Consider the following 20,361-nt stretch of genomic DNA (forward strand, 5'->3'; position numbering starts at 1 on the left):
CCCCGGACGATGAACGCGGAGCCGACCCCCACCGACATCGCGGTGCTCGATCACGACGCGCACGGGATCCCGGCCGCCGACTACGCCGAGATACTCCGGGATCGCCTCCCCGACCACACCGTCCGCCTCGCGCGGACCGGCGAGGAACGACGACGGTACCTCGCCGAGGCCCCCGTCGTCGCCGGGAAGTGGCTGAGCGCCGACGAGGTCGAGGACGCTCGGAACCTGCGGCTGTTCGCGTGTAACTCCGCGGGCGTCGACCACCTCCCGCTCGAGGCGCTCGCCGACCGCGGCGTCGCCGTCACGAACGCCTCGGGCGTCCACGGACCCAACATCGCCGAGCACGTGCTCGGGTGGGTCCTCACCTTCGTCCGCCGGCTCGACGAGGGTATCCGGCGACAGGAGCGTCGCGAGTGGCGTCGGTTCCAGTCGTTCACCGAGCTGGCGGACAGCACCGTCACCGTCGTGGGGCTCGGAGCCATCGGCGAGGCGATCGTCGAGCGCTTCGCGGGGTTCGACGTGGAGACGATCGGGGTCCGCCACACGCCGGAGAAGGACGGCCCGACCGACGAGGTGGTCGGCTACGACGACCTCCCGGAGGCGCTGGTGCGGACCGACGTGTTGGTCCTCTCGTGTCCGCTCACCGAGACCACGGAGGGATTGATCGGCGAGGCCGAACTCGACGCGCTCCCGACCGACGCGATCGTGGTCAACGTCGCCCGCGGGGGGATCGTCGACACGCCGGCGCTCGTCTCCGCGCTCCGGTCGAACGCGATCCACGGGGCCGCCCTCGACGTGACCGACCCGGAGCCGCTCCCCACCGATCACGACCTGTGGGGCTTCCAGAACGTCCTCCTCACGCCGCACGTCTCCGGACACACCCCGAAGTACTGGGAGCGCCGGGCCGACGTCCTCGTGGAGAACGTCGAGCGGGCCGCCGAGACGGGCGAGTACGCCGATCTCCGCAATCGGGTCGCCTGAGGGGAGACGACACCGTCGGACTCTTCGCTCAGTACAGGGGATTCATAGACCAGAGTCGGCCTACACCTCTCTCGTTCTGTTAGGAACGCCTTACGAGATACAGAGCGTACATACAGCACAGCGGCTGCCAGTGAAGCCGAAGAGCGACGGGCTCGGGAACGCAGAGCAGCGTGAGCCCGCGGGAATTTCCGGCGTCCGAGAGACGGGGTAGCGCTTACTGACGAGCGCCGCGTAGCCTTCAAGTAGTTTTTTGATATTAAAAAGGCATCACCACGCATGACAGATCGGGAGCCGATCGCTGTCTTCGGTAGGGACTGGAAGCCAGCCGTCTGGGGGAACGTCTTCGTGCTGTTCCTCCTTGTAACGATAGTCGCCGTATTCGTCCGCGGCCCCATCGCATCGGCACTCAAGACGGGCGAGCTCGTCGGCGTTCTCGTCGTGAGCCTCAGTTCGACGCTGTTAGCGACCATTGTCACCGCCTGGCGACACAGGAACAAAGCACCGGTCGCGTTCTACCGGGACCACGTCGCCTTCGACGGGACAGACGTCCCGTACGAGGACATCGCGGTCGCGATCCACGAGGACGCTGACGGCTCGACGGACGCGCTCGGTAACTTCGGGACGGGGCGGTTCGCGCTGTTCGTTCCCGGCGGAACGGACCTGCGGTTCGACTACGTCCAGAATCCAGGCGAGGTAGAGCGCGTTCTCGCCGACAACATCTCGGCGCCAGCCGACCAACTGGACGACGGTTCGGCGAGCGGTACCGACGAGAACGGACGGGAGTACATCACGGACCGCGGGCGGTTCTGGAACTACTGGCGTGCCGATCGGCAGTTGCCCGAAACGGCAGTCATCGACGGCGGCCTGCTCGAAACGGTACTGGAGGTCGATAGCTACAACCTCGAACTGCTGGATAGAGTCGACATGACGGATGCAGAAGGACTGAGCAACATCGACCAGTCCGACGTGACGTTTGACGAAAATGAAAGCCCTCGCCACCACCTTGAGGAGTCAGAGTTGGAACAACCATACGAATGAGACATTCGATCTCGGGTAAGCGATCGTTGGTAGGCTCATAGCGCGGTTTCGAGGATCGTTTTGAGTGTTCATCACCGGGGTTGCGGCGGACTCGTTGCCGAAGGTGAAACGCTCTGAGGTAGGGTGTGAGGTTGTCCTTGGCGACGCCTCGATGTCGAGGAAAACGTGACACCACACGAGCAATGAACACCGATCTGCTTGGTCGGACATGTGCCCCTTCGTCTCGTCGCAACGAGGGCAGTCCACGCTGAAGGTCTCGTACAGAAGTGTGTTTCTTGAGGAAGTCGAACAGACGACCTGTTCACCTCACCATCTCAGATGGTCATACTCTGCGGCGCACTCGACCTCGACGATCTCCTCTGCGTCGAGCCCAGGCTCCAGAGACACCTCGTCATACTGCTGACAGGTGCTATGCGCTTTCAGTCGTCTCGTTTGTCCGCGACTCGGTACAGCTGGAGTGCCTGGCGGATGTGATAGTTCTTTTCCGCGCCATCGGCCGCCTCGAGTGCGTCGTAGAGATGCTGGATAGCGTCGCCGTCCTGGAGGGAAGAGGACATACGCGGCGATACGTGCTCGTCACAATAAAGATGACTTTCTGATAGAACGCGCGCGCTGAATACAGGGTGAGTCTCTCAGAGGAACCGTTCATCAGCCTGCTTCGATTGGATCGTTGACTTCGATGCGTTGATCCACCCCGTGTCTGTATTATCGGGAACATCGAAGTCAGGAACGAACGGTTTGATATCCAGCAGCGGCGTCCGATCAACGACGTCGATTCCGCGAACAATCACTTCGTGACCTGTGACGGAATCAACCTCGACAGTGGAGAGGCCGATCTGATTCGGACGTTGTGGTGCCCGCGTAGCAAAGACGCCCCTTGTTTCCTCATCAAGAAACGGCTCAACCTCCACGGGAGCGATGTCGGCAGCTGCGTGAAAGTGATACAGCAAGATACAGTGAGAAAACCCGTCCAGATCCTGTAATCCCTCCGCGTATGACTCGTCTATCTCGACAGTACCCTCTACGTCATCCGCTCCGGTCGGTTGAATCGGCATTCCGTCCGGCGATTCGAATGGCGTCCGGATAACGCCAATTGACTCGTATTGGAACTGCTCTTCAGACACGTTACTCCTTCAGTCCTCGAATATGAAAGCAGTGTCGTGACCGATACGCGCTCTGTATCTCGCACGGTTATCGGAACATCCCTCTGAGCTGGTAGAATTCTGGACGGTCAATACGCGGACAGGATCGACGGGACGTTTCACGCGAGAACTAGAACGCGGGATCGCCTCGGAGCCGCTGCCTTCATCCGCGGAGGTCGACCGCTACCTCCCTACTGGTACGCCTGCATCCCGGTGAGGTCCTCGCCGAGGATGAGCGTGTGGATGTCGTGGGTTCCCTCGTAGGTGTAGACGGTCTCCATGTTCGTCATGTGCCGCATCGGGGAGTAGTCGGCCGTGATCCCGTTGCCGCCGAGCATCTCGCGGGCGATCCGCGACTGGTCGCGGGCCATCCGGACGTTGTTGCGCTTGGCCATCGAGACGTGTTGCGGGCGCATCTCGCCCGCCTCCTTGAGCTCGGCGAGCCGGTGGGCGAGCAGCTGGGCGAGCGTGATCTGGGTCGCCATCTCCGCGAGCTTGCGCTGCTGGAGCTGGAAGCCGCCGATGGGCTTCCCGAACTGTTCGCGGTCGGTGGCGTACTCGCGGGCGGTCTCGAAGCAGTCCTGGGCCGCGCCGACCGCGCCCCACGCGATGCCGTAGCGTGCCTGGGTCAGACACGACAGCGGGCCCTTCATGCCGGAGACGCCCGGCAGGCGGTTCTCCTCGGGGATCCGGGCGTCCTGGAGCGCGATCTCGCCGGTGATCGACGCGCGGAGGCTGAGCTTCTCGTCGATCTTGTTGGTCGTCACGCCGTCGCGGTCGGTCTCGACGAGGAACCCGCGGACCGGGTCGTCCTCCTCGCTCTTGTCGCGCGCCCAGACGACGGCGACGTCCGAGATGGGGGAGTTCGTGATCCACGTCTTCGAGCCGTTCAGGACGTACTCGTCGCCGTCCTTCTCTGCGCGCGTCTCCATCGCCGAGGGGTTCGACCCGTGTTCGGGCTCGGTCAGGCCGAAACAGCCGACGGCCTCGCCCTCGCCGAGGGCGGGGAGCCACTCCTCCTTCTGCTCGTCGCTGCCGAACGCGTGGATCGGGTACATCACGAGCGCGCCCTGGACGCTCGCCATCGATCGGAGTCCCGAGTCACACGCCTCCAGTTCGCGCATCAGGAGGCCGTAGGAGGTCTCGCTGACGCCCGGCAGGCCGTACCCCTCGAGGTTCGGCGCGTAAAACCCCATCTCGCCCATCTTGGGGATGATCTCCGTCGGGAAGGTCCCCTCGATCCAGTGTTCTCCCATGTCGTCGATCTCCCCCTCGACGAACGACCGCGCCGAGTCGACGAGCAGCCGTTCCTCCTGGGAGAGCGACGCCTCCAAATCGAAATAATCGATCATGTACGGGGGTACGTATCCACGAATAAATAACCCTCCGGGACGGCGCGGCCGCGGTCGATGCCTCGGAGTCGGATCCCGACGATCCCCTCCGGTGACGATCCGGCGACTGCGGCCGCGTTTCGACGGGTACTGCCGGGATCAGAACCCGGTCGTTCCCTCGAGGAGGTGCTCGTCGACGACGTCCGTGTCGAGTTCGATCCCGAGCCCCGGCGTTTCCGGAACCGCGATCCGGCCGTCCTCGATGAGCGGCTCCTCGCGGACCACGAGATCGTCCCACCAGTCGACCTCGAGCGCGTGGTACTCCAGGAGGTCGAAGTTCGGGGTCGCCGCGCCGAGGTGGACGCACGCCATCGTCCCCACCGGGCTACAGACGTTGTGCGGCGACATCGGCATGTAGTTCTCCTCGGCGCGGTCCGCGATCCGCATCGTCTCGTGGAGCCCGCCCACGGTCGTCGGGTCGGGCGTGACGACGTCGACGCCGTGGTCGTAGATCAGGTCCGACAGCTCGAACACGCGGAACCGGTTCTCGCCGGTCGCGACCGGCGTCCGCGTCGCCTTCGTCACCTCCTTTTGTGCCGACATGTTCTCCGGCGGGACGAGGTCCTCGAGCCACATCAGATCGAACTCCTCCAGCTCGTGTGCCAACCGCTTCGCGCTCTCGACGGAGTAGTCCCAGTGACAATCGAACGCGAGGTCGACGTCGTAGCCGATCTCCGCGCGAACCGCCTCGACGATCTCCCGTTTCTCGCGGATCGCCGCGTTCGTCAGCCGGCCGTTGTACGGGTCGTTCTCGTTGTCGGCGGGCAGGTCGAGGTCGAACTTCAGCGCCGAAAAGCCCATGTCGACGACGCGCGCGGCCTCCGCGGCGTACGCCTCCGGGGAGTACGCCTCGGCCTCCGCGTACGCCGTCGCGCCGTCCTCGACCGCGTACGCCTCGCCGGCGTGACAGTCGCAGTAGATCCGAACCTCGTCGCGGTACTTCGACCCGAGGAGCTGGTAGACGGGGAGGCCGAGGATCTTCCCGGCGGCGTCCAAGAGGGCGATCTCGATGCCGGACGCGGCGGTGACGACCTTCCCCGTGGTACCCCCGTGGCCCGACATCTCCTGGAAGATATAGCGGACGAGCCGCTCCACGTCGAGCGGGTTCTCGCCGACCAGAAAGCGGTTCGTGTACTCGACGATCTCCGGGATCCCGCCGCCGCGGTACGACTCGCCGATCCCCGTGACGCCGGCGTCGGTCTCGACCTTGATCAGGTTCCACTCGAAGTTGCCCTCGACGACGCAGGCGTCGATGCTCGTGATCGCCACGTCCCGGTCCGCGTCGCGGACGTCGATCCGATCCGAGTAGTCCCTCATGCGCTGAACTCCTCCAGGGCGTCCTCGTCCAGGGTCACGCCGTGGCCCGGCTCCTCGGGCATCGCGATCCGGCCGTCGTCGTCGGGCGCGAGCGGCTCCGCGACGACGTCGTCGAACGCCTTCACGTCCATGTCGCGGTAGAAGTACTCGATCCAGAGGCCGTTGTCGATCGCCCCGAGAAGCGAGGTGTGAATGTTCCAGTTGTAGTGGGGCGCGATCGGCACGTCGTAGGTCGCGGCGTAGTTCGCGATCCGGAGCCACTCCGTGATCCCGCCGCAGACGGTCACGTCCGGCTGGAGGATCGTCGCCGCGCCCGTGTCGTTGAGCCGCGCGAAGTTGTGACGGGTCCCCTCCAGTTCGCCGGTGGCGACCGGGTAGTCGATGGCGTCGTTCACCTCGGCCATCGTCTCCACGCGGTCGATCATCACCGGCTCCTCGATGAAGTACGGGTCGTACGGTTCGAACGCCCGACAGGCGCGGACCGCCTCGGTCGTCGACTCCCAGACCCCGTTGGCGTCGAGGAGCAGCGTCGTCTCCGACCCCACCTCGTCGCGGACGGCGGCGACGCGCTCGACCTCCTCGTCCACGGAGAGGCGGCCGACCTTCATCTTCACGACCTCGTGGCCCTCCTCGACGTAGCGGCGCACCTCCCCGCGCAACGCCTCGTGGCCCTTCTCGTCGCGGTAGTACCCCCCACTGCCGTAGGAGGGAACGGACTCGCTGTTTCCCCCGAGCAGCTTGTACAGCGGCTGGTCGGCGGCCTTCGCCTTCAGGTCCCAGAGCGCCATGTCGACGGTGGAGATGGCGCGTAACATGACACCCATCCGCCCGATCTGGACGTTGCCGTCGTACATCTCGCGCCAGAGGCGGGTCGTGTCGCGCGGGTCCTCGCCGAGGACGATCGGTTCGAGCATCGACTCGACCGCGTCGGCGACGAGGTGGGCACCCTCGTATCCCAGCGAGTAGCCGACTCCTTCGAGGCCGTCGGCGGTTCGAACGTACGTTATGGCGTGGTCCCGGTACGTGAGCGTCCGGTTGGAGAAGGAGACGGGCGACTCCAACGGGAGCTCGATCGGGAACGACTCGACCTGTGTGATCTCCATGTGTGAGCGGCTAATCGTGTTCGTAAATAACTCGTCATACGGGCAATATACACGTTACAGACCACGGACACCTCCTCGAACGTCGTGGGCGATCCCTCGACCCGATCCGTTCCTCGATCGTACCCCGGTTTCGTGCTATTGATCGCGGTTTCTGGGGACGAACCGGCCGGTAGAACTCGTTTGCTTATAAAACGGATGTTTCGGGGGAGCGTTGGATGGATAGAAGCGGATCGTTGCTGGGGCGGTGACCATCTTCAAAGCCCCAGTCGCGAGGGCTCGTGCGACTCGCTGTGCGCTTCGGTCGCTCGCGGTGCTCGCTCCCTCAGTGCTTGCTTCGTCGGACTTCGCCCTCGCGACTGCCCCTTTGAGTCCCGCCTAACCGCTCCGCAACCGCACCTCACGCCTCCCCAACCTCGCGGTTCGCACTCTCCGAGTGCTCACCGCGTCCCTCGCGGGCTCCTCGCGGCCCGGCGGGCCGCTCGGAGGCGCGCCACCACAATCGATCACTCCTTCGCCTGTACCGAGATCGGCGTGTAAACGAGCACCATCCTCGATCAGTATATCCCCTTCCGTCACGAGCCCCCACACATGGAGTTTCCCGACCGCAGCGACGTCGACCACCTCATCGACGCACAGCCGCTCCCGGCGTTCGCGCGGGTCCGATACGAGCCGCCGAGCGAGACGCTCGCGGACCCGGTCGGCACGGCCAGATCGGAACTGGACCGGCTCGACGTCGACGGGTTGGAGCCGGGCGACACCGTCGCGATCGGCGTCGGCAGCCGGGGGATAGACCGGATCGACGAGGTCGCCGCCGCGGCCGTCGACTGGGCGGAGGCGAGGGGGTACGACCCCGTCGTCGTGCCCGCGATGGGGAGCCACGGCGGGGCGACGCCGGAGGGCCAACGGGAGGTGCTCGGGGCGCTCGGGATGGACGAGGAGAGCGTCGGTGCCCCCATCGACGCCCGGATGGACGCGGAGGCGCTGGAGACGGTGACCGTCGGCGACACCGACGTCCCGGTGTACTTCTCGACGGCGGCGCTCTCGGCCGACGCGGTCGTCGTGGTGAATCGCGTGAAGGCACACACCAACTTCAGCGGGCCGATCGAGAGCGGGCTCGCGAAGATGACCGTCGTCGGCCTCGGCAAACAGCGCGGCGCGAAGTCGTTCCACTCGACGGCCATCGCGGAGGGGTACGTCGAGACGCTGACGGCCGCGCTCGACGTCATCGAGGAGGCGGTTCCGCTGCTCGGCGGACTCGCACTCGTCGAGAACTTCGACGAGGAGCTCTCCCACGTCGAGGCCGTCCCGGCGGGGTCGTTCCTCGAGCGGGAGCCGGAGCTTTTGGAACGCGCCTACGAGGAGATGGCGACGCTGCCGGTCGAGGAGATCGATCTCCTCGTCGTCGACGAGATCGGCAAGGAGATCTCGGGAGCGGGAATGGACACGAACGTGATCGGCCGCTACCGCGTCCTCAACGCGCCCGACCCGGAGACGCCCGACATCGACCTCATCTACGTGCGCGGACTCACCGAGGCGACGAAGGGGAACGGCAACGGGATCGGGCTCGCGGACCTCACCCGGCGGGCGGCGATCGACCAGCTGGACGTGAAGAAGACGTACGCGAACGCGCTCACGAGCGGGTCGCTCGCGAAGTCGAAGCTCCCGGTGGTCGCGCCCGACGACGAGTTCGCGCTGCGGACCGCGCTGGCCGCCCTCGGCGGTTACGACCCCGAGACGGTTCGGATCGTCTGGATCCGGAACACCGAGGACCTCGGCGAGCTCCACGTCTCCGAGGCGGTCGTGGGGGACCTTCCGGAGGCGGCAACGGTTCGCGAACGCGACGTGGCGGTGACCTTCGAGGACGGAACCGCCCGGATCTCCGGACCGTGAGCGTCCCGAACGCGCCCAACCCACCGGGACGGTAAACGTTATCACCCGCGTCGTGTTCGGGCCTATCATGGTTCGAAAGACGCGCGAGACCGCGGACGCACCGACGGGGGAGCCCCGATGAAACCGGTCGCCTTCGACGAGGCCGAGACGTACGAGCCGGACGAGGGGTGGCGGCGGGTGGCGATGGCGGGGAGCGACCAGTTCTCCTTCGAGTGGTTCGAGAAGCCGCCTGGACACAGTTCGCCGATGCACGACCACGAGAACGAGCAGGTGTGTCTCTGCCTCGAGGGCGAACTCACCGTGGCGACGGAGGACGACTCGGTCACGCTCGAAAAGAACGACTCGGTGTTGCTCGAGTCGAACGAGGCCCACCGGGTCGAGAACACGGGCGAGGAGCGCGCCGTCGGCCTCGACGTGTTCGCGCCGGGGCGATCCTTCGACTTCTGGACGGACCGGGAGGAGTGAGAATGAAGTACCTCGCACGCACCGCGACGGGGGAGGCGCTGCTCGGCGACGACGAGGGCTTCGTCCCGCTTGCGTCGATCGAACCCGACCTCGGGAGCGTCCGTGAGGCGCTGCCGCGAGCGGCCGACGGGACGCTCGGCGACGTCGACGACGCGACCGCCGACCGGGTCCCGGCGGCGGACCTGACGTTCGCCGCGCCGCTGGAGCGGTTCGGCAAGCTCTGGGGGATCGGATTGAATTACGAGGAGCACGCGGGCGATCTCGACGAGGACCGCCCAGCGGAGCCGGCGAGCTTCATGAAGCCCCCGACGGCCCTCACTGGACCCGGCGGCCCGATCCGGCTGCCGACGACCGACCGAAGCGACCGGGTGACCGCGGAGGCGGAACTCGGCGTCGTGATGGGACGAACGTGCCGAAACGTCGCGAAGGCCGACGTCGACGACGTCGTCGCCGGTTATCTGCCGGTGATCGACATGACCGCGGAGGACGTCCTCCAGCGGAACCCGCGATTCCTCACGCGTGCGAAGAGCTTCGACACGTTCCTCGTTCCCGGTCCGGTCATCGTCGTGCCCGAGGAGCCGCTCGATCCGTCGTCGCTATCGGTTCGAACCGAGGTCAACGGCGAGATCGAGGCCGAAAACGAGATCCGGAACATGCTGTTTCCCCCCGCCGAGATCGTCTCGTTCCACTCGGGCGTGATGACGCTCGAGCCGGGCGACCTGTTCAGTACCGGGACTCCCGGAGCCGCGCCCATCGAACCCGGCGATCGCGTGCGCGCGGCGGTGGAGTCTATCGGATCGGTCGACGCGCCGGTGACTCGGTAGGGACCGGAACGACGAGCCGGATCCGTAGGAACCTTTATCCCGAAACCCTCGCGATGTATCCGCATGTATCGAGTTCTCATTCCCGTGGGCGACGACAGAGAGCGATCGATGGCCGCGGCGGAGGCCGTGAGCAACCTTCCGAGCGCCGCCGAGGAGGTCGAGGCGGTCGTGGTCAACGTCTTCGAGGAGTTCGACGTCACCGGCGAGGGCGGCCAGGTGAAATCCGAGGACGTCTGGGACGAGACGAACTTCCCCGAGAGCGTGGACGCGGTCGTCGATCACCTCGAGTCGGCCGGCGTGACGGTCTCGAAGCGCCGCGAACACGGCGACGTGACGAAGCGAATCCTCGCCGTCGCCGACGAGATCGACGCCGACGGGATCGCGATGGGCGGGCGCAGACGGAGCCCGACCGGGAAGGTCCTGTTCGGGAGCACCACACAGTCGGTGCTGCTCTCGGCCGACTGTCCCGTGACGGTCGCGCTCGTCGAATAGTGTTTTGAAACAGACATGTTTGAACCGCCGCGCCGTGACTCCCGTACGATCGGCGACTTCTGGTCCCTATTCCGCCAACTGTGTGACCGATCTTTCGGTCTTTCGGCCCGTTCGAATCGAGTGATCGGATCGGACAAGACCGGGGTAAAGATGAGTAGATTGATATGTTATTCGTGTATTATTTTATTGAATAACCAATGAATATTGGAACAAACAGATACCTTATTATGTACCGAAGTGAACATCACATTCGAACATGGCTGACAACGACGTTAACAGACGCAAGTTCCTGTACGGAACGGCCGCGGCAGGGGTAACGGGACTCGCCGGATGTAGCGGCGGCGGTGGCGGCGGCGACGACGGTTCGGGCGACGACGGCTCCGGTGACGACGGCTCCGGAGACGACGGTTCGGGCGACGACGGCTCCAGTGACGACGGATCGGACGAGGCGAGTCTGGAACTCCGCGTCGGGACCTCCGCCGGCGGAACCCAGGACGTCGGACTGGCGGTCGAGCGGGCCGTGAGCCAGGAGAGCGACACGCTCGAGTACTCGACGATCGAGAGTCCGGGGTACATCGGGACCATCTATCGGATGGCTCAAGAGCAGTTCAACGCCGGCATCACCGACAACAACTCCCTGAACAAGGCGCTCGACGAGACGGGCCAGTTCGGGGAACAGCCGGTGTCGCGCATCCCCCAGTACGGGTTCTCGGCGTTCCCGTACAGCATCTACGTCGTCGCCCGCGACGGTACGGACATCGAGACGTTCGACGACCTCGCGGGCGCGAACGTCTACCCCGCGGAGCCGGGGTACTCCACGCGTGCGACGACGCTCGACGTCTGGTCACAGGACCCGACCGCGGACGTCTACGAGGAGATGAACATCCAGGACATGGGCGTCGGTGACGCGCCCGGCGCGATGGAGGAGGGGACGATCGACGCCAGCATCGCGTACGGGACGCCCGGCGTGCGATACACCGGCTTCGTCCAGGAGATGGCCTCTCGCGTCGACCTCCACTACGTCGAGCCGACCGACGCGCTCATCGAGTCCGCGGAGTCGTTCGCGGGAGCCGGAACGACCACCACGAGCTACGACGACTGGCCGATCGCAGACACGGACATCGGGACCGACGAGGTGTTCACCTGGGACCTCGAGGTGCTCTACACGTTCAACCCCGAGGCCGACGCCGACGCCGTCTACGAGCTGTGCCGCGTCGTCGACGAGCACAACGACGTCGTGAACGAGGGCGAGGCCCAGTTCAACGACTACGAGTCGACCGCCGACATGCTCGGGTACGCCCAGGAGCGGATCCCGGTCCACGCCGGCGCGGTACAGTACTACCAGGACAACGACGCGTGGGACGACAACCTCCAGGAAGGAGAGTAGACCCACCGTTGATCCCCGCTTCGATCGCGTAGCCGACGAACGACATTACATTTCTACACGACACAACAAATGGATTCACAAGCGGAACACACGACCGGACCGTCGAGTTGGCTTCGCGGCCTCGATATCACCGTCACGCTCGCGGCCGTCCTCTTTTGGGCGGTGGCGCTCGGCTGGATATACACGCAGACGTGGTCGCCGGTCAAGTACGGCGTGATCTTCGTCGGCGGCATCATGACGGTGTACGCGCTCAACGAAACGAAGGAGTCGCTCGAGGAGGGCAGCTGGATCGACGCCGCGGTCCTGCTTCCGGCAGCCGGCGTGTTGATCACGGCCTCGGCGTACTTCTTCGCGAACTTCGACACCGTCTACCTCCTGCGGCAGGGGTTCGCCACGCCCCACGAGTACATGCTCGCGCGGCTCGTCATCGTCTCGCTCCTGTACCTCACGTGGCGCGAGTTCGGAAACCTGTTCTTGGGCCTCGTCATCGGCGTGATGGTGTACGCGGTCTTCGGGGACAGCGTTCCCGGCGTCCTCGGACACGCGGGGATGAGCGAACTGACGCTGCTCCAGGCGCTCGTCACCGACCTGTACGGCTTTTACGGCTCGCTCACGCAGCTGACCGCGTCGTGGATCGCGCCGTTCCTGCTGTACGCGGGGCTGCTGTTCGCGTACGGCGCGTTCGACCTGATCCTCCGGCTCGCCATCGTCGCGGCCGGCCGGATCCGGTCGGGCGTGGCACAGACGGCCGTCCTCTCGTCGGCGGTCATCGGCTCGATCAACGGCTCGTACACCGCCAACGCCGCCATGACCGGGTCGTTCACCATCCCGACGATGAAGGAGAGCGGAATGGCGGGCCACCGCGCCGCCGCCATCGAGGCGGTCGCCTCGACGTCGGGGCAGGTGCTTCCGCCGGTCATGGGTGCGTCCGCGTTCGTGATGGCGTCGTACCTCGGCGTCGCGTACCTCAACATCGTCATCGCCGGGATCGTCCCCGCGGCCATCCTGGTCGCCTCCATCGCCATCGCGGTCCACTACACCGCGATCAGCGACGCGAGCGACCAGGACATGGAGTTCTCCGAGTTCTTCGACGAGGAGATGACCACGAACGAGAAGGTCATCGAGGGGCTCCGGTTCGGGATCCCGTTCGGGGTCCTGATCTACTTCCTCGGCTTCGCTCAGTACACGGTGATGACCTCGGCGATGTACACCGTCGTCGCGATGGTGCTCACCGGCGTCCTGATGCCGCCGGTACAGCGTCTCGTCGACGGCTCCGAGACGACCTTCGTCACGGAGTTCGTGACCCAGATCAAGAACACGATCCACGGGTTCCGCCGCGGGGCGATCATCCTCGCGCCGATCGCGATCATCCTCGTGGTGGTGAGCGGCGTCGTGAACCTCTTCTCGACGACTGGCGTCCCCGCGAAGATCGCGCTCCTGCTCATCAATCTCTCGGGCGGCGTCCTGCTCTTCGCCGTGCTGCTCGGGATGGCGGTCGCCATCGTGATGGGCGTCGGGATGCCGACGGTCGCCGCCTACGTCATCGTGGCCATCCTCATCGTCCCGACGTTCGTCTCGGACTTCGGGATCGCCCGCTTGACGGCCCACTACACGATGTTCTACGCGGCGATCCTCGCCGGGATCACGCCACCCGTGGCCACGGCGGCGGTGGTCGCGGCCGGGATAGCGGAGGCGAACTTCTGGCGGACCTGCGGGGCCGCTCTGAAGATCGCCGCGCCGCTTTTCGTGTTGCCGGTCGCGTTCGTCTACAATCCGGGACTGATATCGATGTCGCCGGGCGCAAACACGATGTTCCTCGGAGCGCTGGTGATGCTGGGTGCGATCGCGATAATCTACGGCTTGAACTACCCGTTCGAGCTGTCCGTCGGGCGGATCGTCCTCGCCCGCGCCGGGCTGACCGTACTCGGCGTCCTGATCATGGCGTACCCGATGCTGGCCGTGAAACTCGCCGGGATCGCCGTCTTCGTCGCCGTCTTCGTCGGCGAGAAGGTGATGGTGCGTGGAATGAAACTGCCGTTCGCCTCGGGGGTGAACCAATGAGCTCGACGAAGGACTCCACCGAGGACCAGATCGACACGTCCGAGGTCGGCGGCCTCGAGGAGATCGTTCCGGAGCCGCTCATGCCCGTGTGGAAGCGGATCGAGTTGGTCCAACAGTTCCGCGAGACGCACGGGAACACTTACGTGACGGTCCTCGAAGCGCTCACGGCGATAGTCCTCGCCGCCGGCTACCTCTGGTGGGCGTACATCTACTTCATCGCTGACAACGCCGTGACTATCTGAGGGCGGTCTCGAACCGTCCCGGATCTCAGTCTTCCGCCCAGTAGAACAGCGACTCCGTTCCGGCGCTACAGCCCGGACACGCCGACGGAAGCGTTCGTCGGAGCCGTCCCATCTCGCCACAGGCCCCGCACCGCCACATCGCGTATCGCGTCCCGGTGACGTCGACGACCCGACGAACGGGCTCCTCCCGACGCCGGTCGGCGGTGCTCACGCGTCCCCGTCGGACTGGAACGGCTCGCCGACCGCGCGCCGCGGCAGCAGGCTCATCAGCTCCTCGCCGAGCTCCTCGGCCGAGGCGAACGCCGTCGCGTTCGATTCGCTCACCGTCGCGCCGAGGTTGACCTCGCCGTCCGCGAGTCGAATCGTCACGTCGTCGCACGCCGTCGCGACGGTCGCGGGTTCGACGGGATACTCGAACTCGGAAAGCACGCCGTCGATCTGATTTAACTTGATCGTTCGTGTCATATACGTCCGCAACGCTCCCTGACGATATGAACGTACCTCCTCCGCGGGGCGCTCCCGAGACGTTTATTTTCGGCGGCGGCCCACCCTCGACATCGCATGGCCGAGCCGATCCTCAAGTGGGCCGGCGGGAAGCGGCAGCTCCTCGACGCGCTGTACGCGCGGTTCCCGGAGTCGTACGGCCGATACCACGAGCCCTTCGTGGGCGGCGGCGCGCTCTTTTTCGATCTCGAACCGGACGCGGGCACGATCAACGACGCGAACCCGCGGCTCGTCTCGCTGTACGAGCGGGTCCGCGACGAGCCCGATCGGCTCATCGAGCGGCTGGAGTCGTTCGCGGACCCGGAATCGGATCCGGACCCGAACCTGCCGTACGCCGAGACGACCCAGCGCGGACGCGAGGTGGAGAGCTACTACTATCAGCAGCGTGCCCGGTTCAACGACCGGCCGTACGCGGGCGAGTACGACCCCCTCGAGGAGGCCGCACTCTTAGTGTACCTGAACCGGACCTGCTATAACGGCCTCTACCGCGAGAACGCCGACGGCGGGTTCAACGTCCCGATCGGGCGGTACGCGGACCCGGACTGGGTCAAACGCGACCGGATCCGGCGGGCGAGCGGGGCGCTCGAGAACGTCGAGATACGCAACCGTGACTTCGAGTACGTCCTCGAGGCCGCCGATCCAGGCGATCTGGTGTACTTCGATCCGCCCTACGAGCCGATGAGTCCGACTGCCGACTTCACCGCGTACAGCGCGGACGGGTTCGACCGTGAGGACCAGGAGCGCCTGATCGAGGCCGCGACGACCCTCGACGAGCGGGGCGTCAGCGTCCTCGTCTCGAACAGCGGCGTGACGTACGACCGGTACGCGGAGGCGGGCTTTCACGTCGACACCGTGGACGCGACCCGCGCGATCAACAGCGACGTGGACGGCCGGGCGGCGGTCGACGAGGTGATCGCGACGAACGTCCCGGAACCCGGTCGCCGCGACGCCGGACAGCGTCCGTTGTCGACGTTCGAGGACCGGTGAGCGAGCCGCACGGACGCGTCGAGGCGAACGATCCGGGTTCGGTCGGCCATCCGACGGGCTTTTTGACCTCCCCCGCCGTCGAGTCGGGTATGACGAAGCTCGACATCGACCTCGTCCTCGCGCCCGTCGACGGCAGCGAGGCGTCCCACGAGGCCGTCGATTACGCGATCGGGATCGCGAGCGAGTACGGCGCGAGCGTCCACGCGCTGTACGTCCTCGACGAGGAGGTCGTCCGGGCGTTGGAGTCCGGATCGATCGACGAGCGCGACGTCGCCGAGGACACCGCGGCGTTCACGGAGTCGGTCGCGGAACGCGCGGAGGAGGCGGGCGTCGGCCACAGCAACTCCATCGCGTACGGCTTTTCCACCGAGGTGAAGACGGTCCATCCGGGGAGCGTCGTCCTCGACACCGCCGAGGAGATCGAGGCCGACTTCATCGTCGTCCCCCGCGAGCCGGTCACCGGCGATCCGGGACAGGTGCTCGAGAAGGCCGCGGAGTACGTCCTGTTGTACGCGAGCCAGCCGGTCCTCTCGGTGTGACGCCGATCGCGACCTCGACGTCGATGGCGCTCCGCCAGTCGGCGTCCGAGACGCTCCGACCGGCGACACCGATCCCCGCGACCCTCGGGGACCTCCCGTTTCTCCCGGCGGGAACGACGCTGCCCCCGCTCCCGTACCTCCTCGTCGTCCTCGTCGCGGGCGGCGGGGTCGCGGTCGCGCTCCGTCGGCGGCGACCGTCGGTCACGGCTCCGCACGTGCTCGCGTTGACCCCGTGGATCGCCCTCGGCTCCGCGCTCCACGTGCTGTACGTCGTGGAGACGCTTCCCGGTCTCCTCGCGCCGTTCGGCGGGTCGCCGACGGTGTACCTCACGGTCGCGACGCTCGCGGGCGCGACCTGGCTTGTCGCCGAGGCCGTCGGGGGCGACGCCGGACGCGTCCCGTCCCTCCTCGCGGCCGCGGGAACGCTCGTCCTCGCTCCGGTCGTCGCAGTCGCGGTCGCGGGCGGGATCTCCGGGTCCGGTGCGTACTGGTCGGCGGTCGCGGCGATCGCTTCGATCCCGGTCGCGGCGCTCGTCCGGCGCGCGCTCGGTCGGGTCGAGCCTGGCGTCGCCGTCACCGGCGGCGTCGGCGCGCTCGCCGTGTTCGGGCACGCGCTCGACGGCTTCTCGACCGCGATCGGGGTGGCCCAGCTCGGTTTCGGCGAGCGCAGCCCGCTTTCACGGATCATCCTCGAACTCGACTGGGTTCCGGCGGTTCCGGTGCTCGGCGAGGGGTGGCTCTTCCTTCTGGTCAAGCTGGCGGTCGCGAGCGCCGTGGTGTACCTCTTCGTTCCGTACGTCCGCGAGGAGCCGGCGGAGGGGCTGCTCCTCCTCGGCTTCGTCGCGGCCGTCGGACTCGGTCCGGCCGTCCACAACCTGCTCCTGTTCACCGTGACGGCTTAGAGCGGAGAGCGAGGGTCGGTGGGCGGGACCCGGAGAACGGGGTCGGGAGCGGGGCCCGGAGAACGGAGCGGGCGCAGGACGGGAAGCGGCGGCGGTTCAGTCTTCCTCGACGACCTCGGGATCCTCGATGGCGGACTGAAGCGAGTCGAGCCCGTTGACCCACTCGGAGACGAGCCCGTACTCCAGCTCCTCGACGAGGTCCATGTCGAGACGTTCGCCGTCGATGACGCGGGTGCCGGCCTGAACGACGTACCCGAGGGCGGCGTCGAGATCCTCGTCGGCCTCGGCGTCGGCGGCCGCGTGGACGAACTCGTCGACGTCGCCGTCGACGACGCCGCCGACGACGAACTCCTCGGCGGCGTAGAAGACGGGCACGAGCGAGGTCTGGACCCCGTCGATCAGCATGGTCTTGTCCTCGTCGTCGAAGGAGACCTCCGCGAGGACGATGTCGCTCACGTCCCGGATCTCCTCGACGGCGCGGTCCTCGTCGATGCGGTCCTCCTCCAGCGCCGCGAGGATCTTCGCGATCGCGATCGCGGCGTCGTCCTGGAGGTTCAAGAGCAAGCGCGCCGAGTCCTCGTTTTCGGGGTCGAGGTCCTCGTCGGCGAGCCTGTCGAGCCAGTTCTGCCAGCGCTCCTCGGAGTAGAACGTCTCCACCGCCTCGTCCTCGGTCATACCCCATACCTCACCCGGACTACTCAAAGGCCTTTCTTATCGTAGCCCCCGAGAGACGCCGTCACACCCGGCTGAGAACTGGGATCGGTTCCCCCGCCATCGCGATCGATCGTCCGGTACCCCCGCTACTCTCCCAGCGTCGCCTCGGTGTCGATCCCGTACACCGCGGCGGGCGTCTCGACGTGCGCGCGCCGGACGGCCTCCTCGTACCCCGACGCGAGCAGCCAGCGAACCCGCCGCGGGACGGTCTTCGGGCCGAGCACCATCCCCGGCCGGTCGGGGTCGTCGACGAAGTCCGTCTCCATCAGGAACGGCTCGCCCGACTCCGCGGCGCGTTGGAGCCGGTCCTTCTCGCTCATCACGCTTGGAGTGGGTCCCACGAGGCGCCCGGCCGCGTAGTGTTTCACCACGTTCGTCGGATCGAGCCCGACCGACTCGGCGGCGTCCGCGAGGTCGGTGAGGTCCTCGCTCGCCTCGGTGTGAAGCTGGACGGCGCAGTCGAGTTCGGCGGCCCGCTCGAACGCGTGTCGGGTCACCGCGTTCGAGGCCTCCCACACCGCGTCGCTCACGTCGTAGTGGGGCCGGCCGGACTTCAGCGCCAACGCGCGGCCGACCTCGACGAACTCGCTCGCGACGTCGATCCCCCCGCACATCAGGTCGCGCGCCTCCTCGGGCGTGAACCCCCGGTCGTCGACGAGCCGGCTCACGAGCCCCGGATGGACGCCGAGGACGGGCCACGCCCGGCCGGGGAGCGCCTCAGTCGCGGCGTCGACGGCGTCGATCGTCTCCTCGAAGACCGCCCGGAAGTCCTCCGGCTCCTCGACATCGACGCCGAGGAGCCACGAGGGTTTGTTGACGACGAGGAGATGGGTGCCGCCGAGGCGGACGAAGTCGTCGACGGCGTCGATTCCGCGGCCGTGCCGGGGGTCGAGGTGGAGGTGGTCGTCGAGCACCGGCGTGTCGAGGTCGTCGGTCACGTCTCGGATCGCGTTCCCGGATCGGATAGGCGTTCCGTGCGGGCACCGTCGCGGACGCCGGCCGTGGCCGCGATGCCGACCGTGGCCGCGATACCGACCGTGGCCGCGATGCCGACCGCCCTCTCCCGGCGGAAATCCTCTTGTCGCGCCCCGCCGATAGCGATCCCATGTCCCGTCGCGTCACCGTCGCGGTCCTCCTCCTCGCGCTCGGCGGTCTGCTGATGGCGAACCCGCTGTACCTCCCCGTCCCGGTCACCGAGCCGACGACCGCGTACGCCCACGCGGTCCAGCCGGTCGGGCCCGAGACGCCTTCCTACGACGAGGCCGACGTGCGCGACCGCGACGACCTCGACGCCGACGCCCGCGTCGCCTTCGATCGCGCCCGCGAATCCCCCGACGGCGGGTTCACGGTGGAGGACCCCGACGAGCGAGTCGGGTCGCTGTCGTACCCGCCGGGCCCCACGCTCGGGAACGGGCTGATCGTCGTCGCTCACGAGGGAACGCACTACGAGTTCTGGACCCGATCGGTCGAACGCGAGCCGGGCGCGGTCGTCATCCAGCGACTGGTGGTTCAGCCGGTCGGCTTCCTCGCCGGGTTCCTGTCGGTCGTCGCGGCGGTCGCGGTCGGCGTCCACGGCCGACGCTGAGGGGACGAAAAACGGCGCGATCCTACGACGCGTCGTCTCTCTTCACTTCGTCGTCGTTCTTCTCTTCGTCGTCGGCTCCGGTACCGTCGTCGTCCTCGTCGACGACCTCCTCGATCCGCTTCTCGACCGTCTCGTCGACCGTTTCTTCCACGGTCTTCTCGACCGTCTCCTCTACGGTTCCTTCCACCGTTTCCTCCACCGTCTCGCCGACCTGCTCTTCGACGGTCTTCTCCATGGTCTCTCCCACCGTCTTCTCGACCGTCTCGCCCACCGTCTCCTCGACGGTCTTCTCGACGTCCTCAGAGACCTTCTCGACCGTCTCCTCGACGTCCTTCGTCACCTCGCCGACCTTCTCCTCGACGGTCTTCTCGACGTCCTCCGAGACCTTGCCGACGCTCTCGTCGACCGCCTCCTCGACCTCGTCGGCGCGGGGGCGACGGTCGACGCGATCGTTCACCTCCTCGAGCCGGTCGATGACCGCGTCGACCTCGGTCCGGAGCGTCTCCTCGACGTTCTCCGTGACTTCCTCGGTCATCCACTCGGGATCGAACCGGGCCATCTTCCAGAAGACGTGGATGGCGTACGAGACGAGCACGCCGAGCCCGAAGGCGATGCCGACCCGGTTGCCGACGACCGAAAAGAGGACGACGGCGACGAATATCATGAGGCCGTACGCCAGATCGACGACGAAATCGACCCGGTTGGGGTTCATCGGCGCTCCCCTCCGAGTTTCCCGATGGGTCCGGTCATTACGTTTCGCCTGTCCCTTCGTAGCCCAGCGGGTAATACCGATCGTT

General features: G+C 66.6%; 23 protein-coding genes. 13 read left to right on the forward strand and 10 right to left on the reverse strand.

The genetic code is table 11. From position 1 onward, the window contains the following. The first annotated feature begins 9 nt into the window (after positions 1–9). Together NO889_RS07125 and NO889_RS07130 are read left to right on the forward strand one after the other, a co-directional pair. The gene (locus tag NO889_RS07125; RefSeq protein WP_256411598.1) at positions 10–981 is read left to right on the forward strand and encodes a D-2-hydroxyacid dehydrogenase; all 972 of its coding nucleotides are present in this window, start codon (positions 10–12) and stop codon (positions 979–981) included. 276 nt (positions 982–1,257) lie between these two features. After that, entirely contained in the window at positions 1,258–2,019 is a 762-nt protein-coding gene (locus NO889_RS07130; protein WP_256411599.1) for a hypothetical protein, read from the forward strand. Positions 2,020–2,438: 419 nt separating this feature from the next. On the opposite strand, the gene NO889_RS07140 is transcribed toward NO889_RS07130, so the two are convergent. The 5 genes from NO889_RS07140 to NO889_RS07160 form a co-directional block, all read right to left on the reverse strand. Then, the gene (locus NO889_RS07140; RefSeq protein ID WP_256411600.1) at positions 2,439–2,576 is read right to left on the reverse strand and encodes a hypothetical protein; all 138 of its coding nucleotides are present in this window, start codon (positions 2,574–2,576) and stop codon (positions 2,439–2,441) included. Positions 2,577–2,651: 75 nt separating this feature from the next. Further along, the gene (gene tsaA, locus NO889_RS07145; protein ID WP_256411601.1) at positions 2,652–3,143 is read right to left on the reverse strand and encodes a tRNA (N6-threonylcarbamoyladenosine(37)-N6)-methyltransferase TrmO; all 492 of its coding nucleotides are present in this window, start codon (positions 3,141–3,143) and stop codon (positions 2,652–2,654) included. A gap of 209 nt (positions 3,144–3,352) precedes the next feature. Continuing rightward, entirely contained in the window at positions 3,353–4,513 is a 1,161-nt protein-coding gene (locus tag NO889_RS07150) for an acyl-CoA dehydrogenase family protein (RefSeq protein ID WP_256411602.1), read from the reverse strand. Positions 4,514–4,651: 138 nt separating this feature from the next. Further along, the gene (locus tag NO889_RS07155; protein WP_256411603.1) at positions 4,652–5,869 is read right to left on the reverse strand and encodes a mandelate racemase/muconate lactonizing enzyme family protein; all 1,218 of its coding nucleotides are present in this window, start codon (positions 5,867–5,869) and stop codon (positions 4,652–4,654) included. After that, positions 5,866–6,972 carry a mandelate racemase/muconate lactonizing enzyme family protein gene (locus tag NO889_RS07160; RefSeq protein WP_256411604.1) on the reverse strand — a complete coding sequence of 369 codons (1,107 nt, stop codon included), beginning with the start codon at positions 6,970–6,972 and terminating at the stop codon, positions 5,866–5,868. The genes NO889_RS07155 and NO889_RS07160 overlap by 4 nt, the downstream gene beginning before the upstream one ends. Positions 6,973–7,560: 588 nt before the next feature. Here NO889_RS07160 and NO889_RS07165 point away from each other — a divergent pair. The 7 genes from NO889_RS07165 (at position 7,561) to NO889_RS07195 (ending at position 14,333) form a co-directional block, all read left to right on the forward strand. After that, positions 7,561–8,862, forward strand: a complete 1,302-nt coding sequence (locus NO889_RS07165) for a nickel pincer cofactor-dependent isomerase, group 22 (RefSeq protein ID WP_256411605.1) — start codon at positions 7,561–7,563, stop codon at positions 8,860–8,862. A gap of 117 nt (positions 8,863–8,979) precedes the next feature. Next, positions 8,980–9,327 (forward strand): cupin domain-containing protein, encoded by a 348-nt coding sequence (locus NO889_RS07170; protein ID WP_256411606.1) that lies wholly within the window; start codon positions 8,980–8,982, stop codon positions 9,325–9,327. A 2-nt stretch (positions 9,328–9,329) separates the two neighbouring features. Continuing rightward, positions 9,330–10,151: a fumarylacetoacetate hydrolase family protein gene (locus NO889_RS07175; RefSeq protein WP_256411607.1), complete on the forward strand. Its 822-nt coding sequence runs from the start codon at positions 9,330–9,332 to the stop codon at positions 10,149–10,151. 63 nt (positions 10,152–10,214) lie between these two features. Next, complete coding sequence (locus NO889_RS07180) at positions 10,215–10,643, forward strand: universal stress protein (RefSeq protein ID WP_256411608.1); 429 nt, start codon at positions 10,215–10,217, stop codon at positions 10,641–10,643. Positions 10,644–10,899: 256 nt separating this feature from the next. After that, complete coding sequence (locus NO889_RS07185) at positions 10,900–12,030, forward strand: TAXI family TRAP transporter solute-binding subunit (protein ID WP_256411609.1); 1,131 nt, start codon at positions 10,900–10,902, stop codon at positions 12,028–12,030. Positions 12,031–12,099: 69 nt separating this feature from the next. Then, positions 12,100–14,091: a TRAP transporter permease gene (locus tag NO889_RS07190; protein ID WP_256411610.1), complete on the forward strand. Its 1,992-nt coding sequence runs from the start codon at positions 12,100–12,102 to the stop codon at positions 14,089–14,091. Then, positions 14,088–14,333, forward strand: coding sequence for a hypothetical protein (locus NO889_RS07195; RefSeq protein ID WP_256411611.1), 246 nt, complete (start codon positions 14,088–14,090; stop codon positions 14,331–14,333). The genes NO889_RS07190 and NO889_RS07195 overlap by 4 nt, the downstream gene beginning before the upstream one ends. 25 nt (positions 14,334–14,358) lie before the next feature. Here the strand turns inward: NO889_RS07195 and NO889_RS07200 are convergent, their stop codons facing one another. Further along, complete coding sequence (locus NO889_RS07200) at positions 14,359–14,544, reverse strand: DUF7130 family rubredoxin-like protein (RefSeq protein ID WP_256411612.1); 186 nt, start codon at positions 14,542–14,544, stop codon at positions 14,359–14,361. Beyond that, positions 14,541–14,798: a DUF5789 family protein gene (locus tag NO889_RS07205; RefSeq protein ID WP_256411613.1), complete on the reverse strand. Its 258-nt coding sequence runs from the start codon at positions 14,796–14,798 to the stop codon at positions 14,541–14,543. Before NO889_RS07205 ends, NO889_RS07200 begins: the two co-directional genes overlap by 4 nt. A 96-nt stretch (positions 14,799–14,894) precedes the next feature. Here NO889_RS07205 and NO889_RS07210 point away from each other — a divergent pair, with 96 nt between their 5' ends. The 3 genes from NO889_RS07210 to NO889_RS07220 all read left to right on the forward strand — a co-directional run bounded on the left by NO889_RS07210 (position 14,895) and on the right by NO889_RS07220 (position 17,265). Then, positions 14,895–15,824, forward strand: a complete 930-nt coding sequence (locus tag NO889_RS07210) for a DNA adenine methylase (RefSeq protein ID WP_256411614.1) — start codon at positions 14,895–14,897, stop codon at positions 15,822–15,824. 89 nt (positions 15,825–15,913) lie between these two features. Beyond that, on the forward strand, positions 15,914–16,363 hold the full coding sequence (locus NO889_RS07215; RefSeq protein ID WP_256411615.1) for a universal stress protein: 450 nt from the start codon (positions 15,914–15,916) through the stop codon (positions 16,361–16,363). 23 nt (positions 16,364–16,386) lie between these two features. Continuing rightward, the gene (locus NO889_RS07220; RefSeq protein ID WP_256411722.1) at positions 16,387–17,265 is read left to right on the forward strand and encodes a DUF63 family protein; all 879 of its coding nucleotides are present in this window, start codon (positions 16,387–16,389) and stop codon (positions 17,263–17,265) included. A gap of 96 nt (positions 17,266–17,361) precedes the next feature. Here the strand turns inward: NO889_RS07220 and NO889_RS07225 are convergent, their stop codons facing one another. Together NO889_RS07225 and NO889_RS07230 are read right to left on the reverse strand one after the other, a co-directional pair. Next, the gene (locus NO889_RS07225) at positions 17,362–17,940 is read right to left on the reverse strand and encodes a DUF2150 family protein (protein WP_256411616.1); all 579 of its coding nucleotides are present in this window, start codon (positions 17,938–17,940) and stop codon (positions 17,362–17,364) included. A 125-nt stretch (positions 17,941–18,065) separates the two neighbouring features. Beyond that, positions 18,066–18,917, reverse strand: coding sequence for a TatD family hydrolase (locus NO889_RS07230; RefSeq protein WP_256411617.1), 852 nt, complete (start codon positions 18,915–18,917; stop codon positions 18,066–18,068). A 167-nt stretch (positions 18,918–19,084) separates the two neighbouring features. On the opposite strand from NO889_RS07230, the gene NO889_RS07235 reads away from it, so the two are divergent. Next, a complete protein-coding gene (locus NO889_RS07235) occupies positions 19,085–19,564 on the forward strand; it encodes a DUF7979 domain-containing protein (protein ID WP_256411618.1) in 480 nt (159 codons plus the stop codon). Between the two features lie 22 nt (positions 19,565–19,586). Here NO889_RS07235 and NO889_RS07240 read toward each other — a convergent pair whose 3' ends face one another. Next, complete coding sequence (locus tag NO889_RS07240) at positions 19,587–20,276, reverse strand: hypothetical protein (protein WP_256411619.1); 690 nt, start codon at positions 20,274–20,276, stop codon at positions 19,587–19,589. Positions 20,277–20,361 lie beyond the last annotated feature (85 nt).

The sequence above is a fragment of the Halorubrum rubrum genome, from assembly GCF_024494685.1.
GTDB lineage: Archaea > Halobacteriota > Halobacteria > Halobacteriales > Haloferacaceae > Halorubrum > Halorubrum rubrum.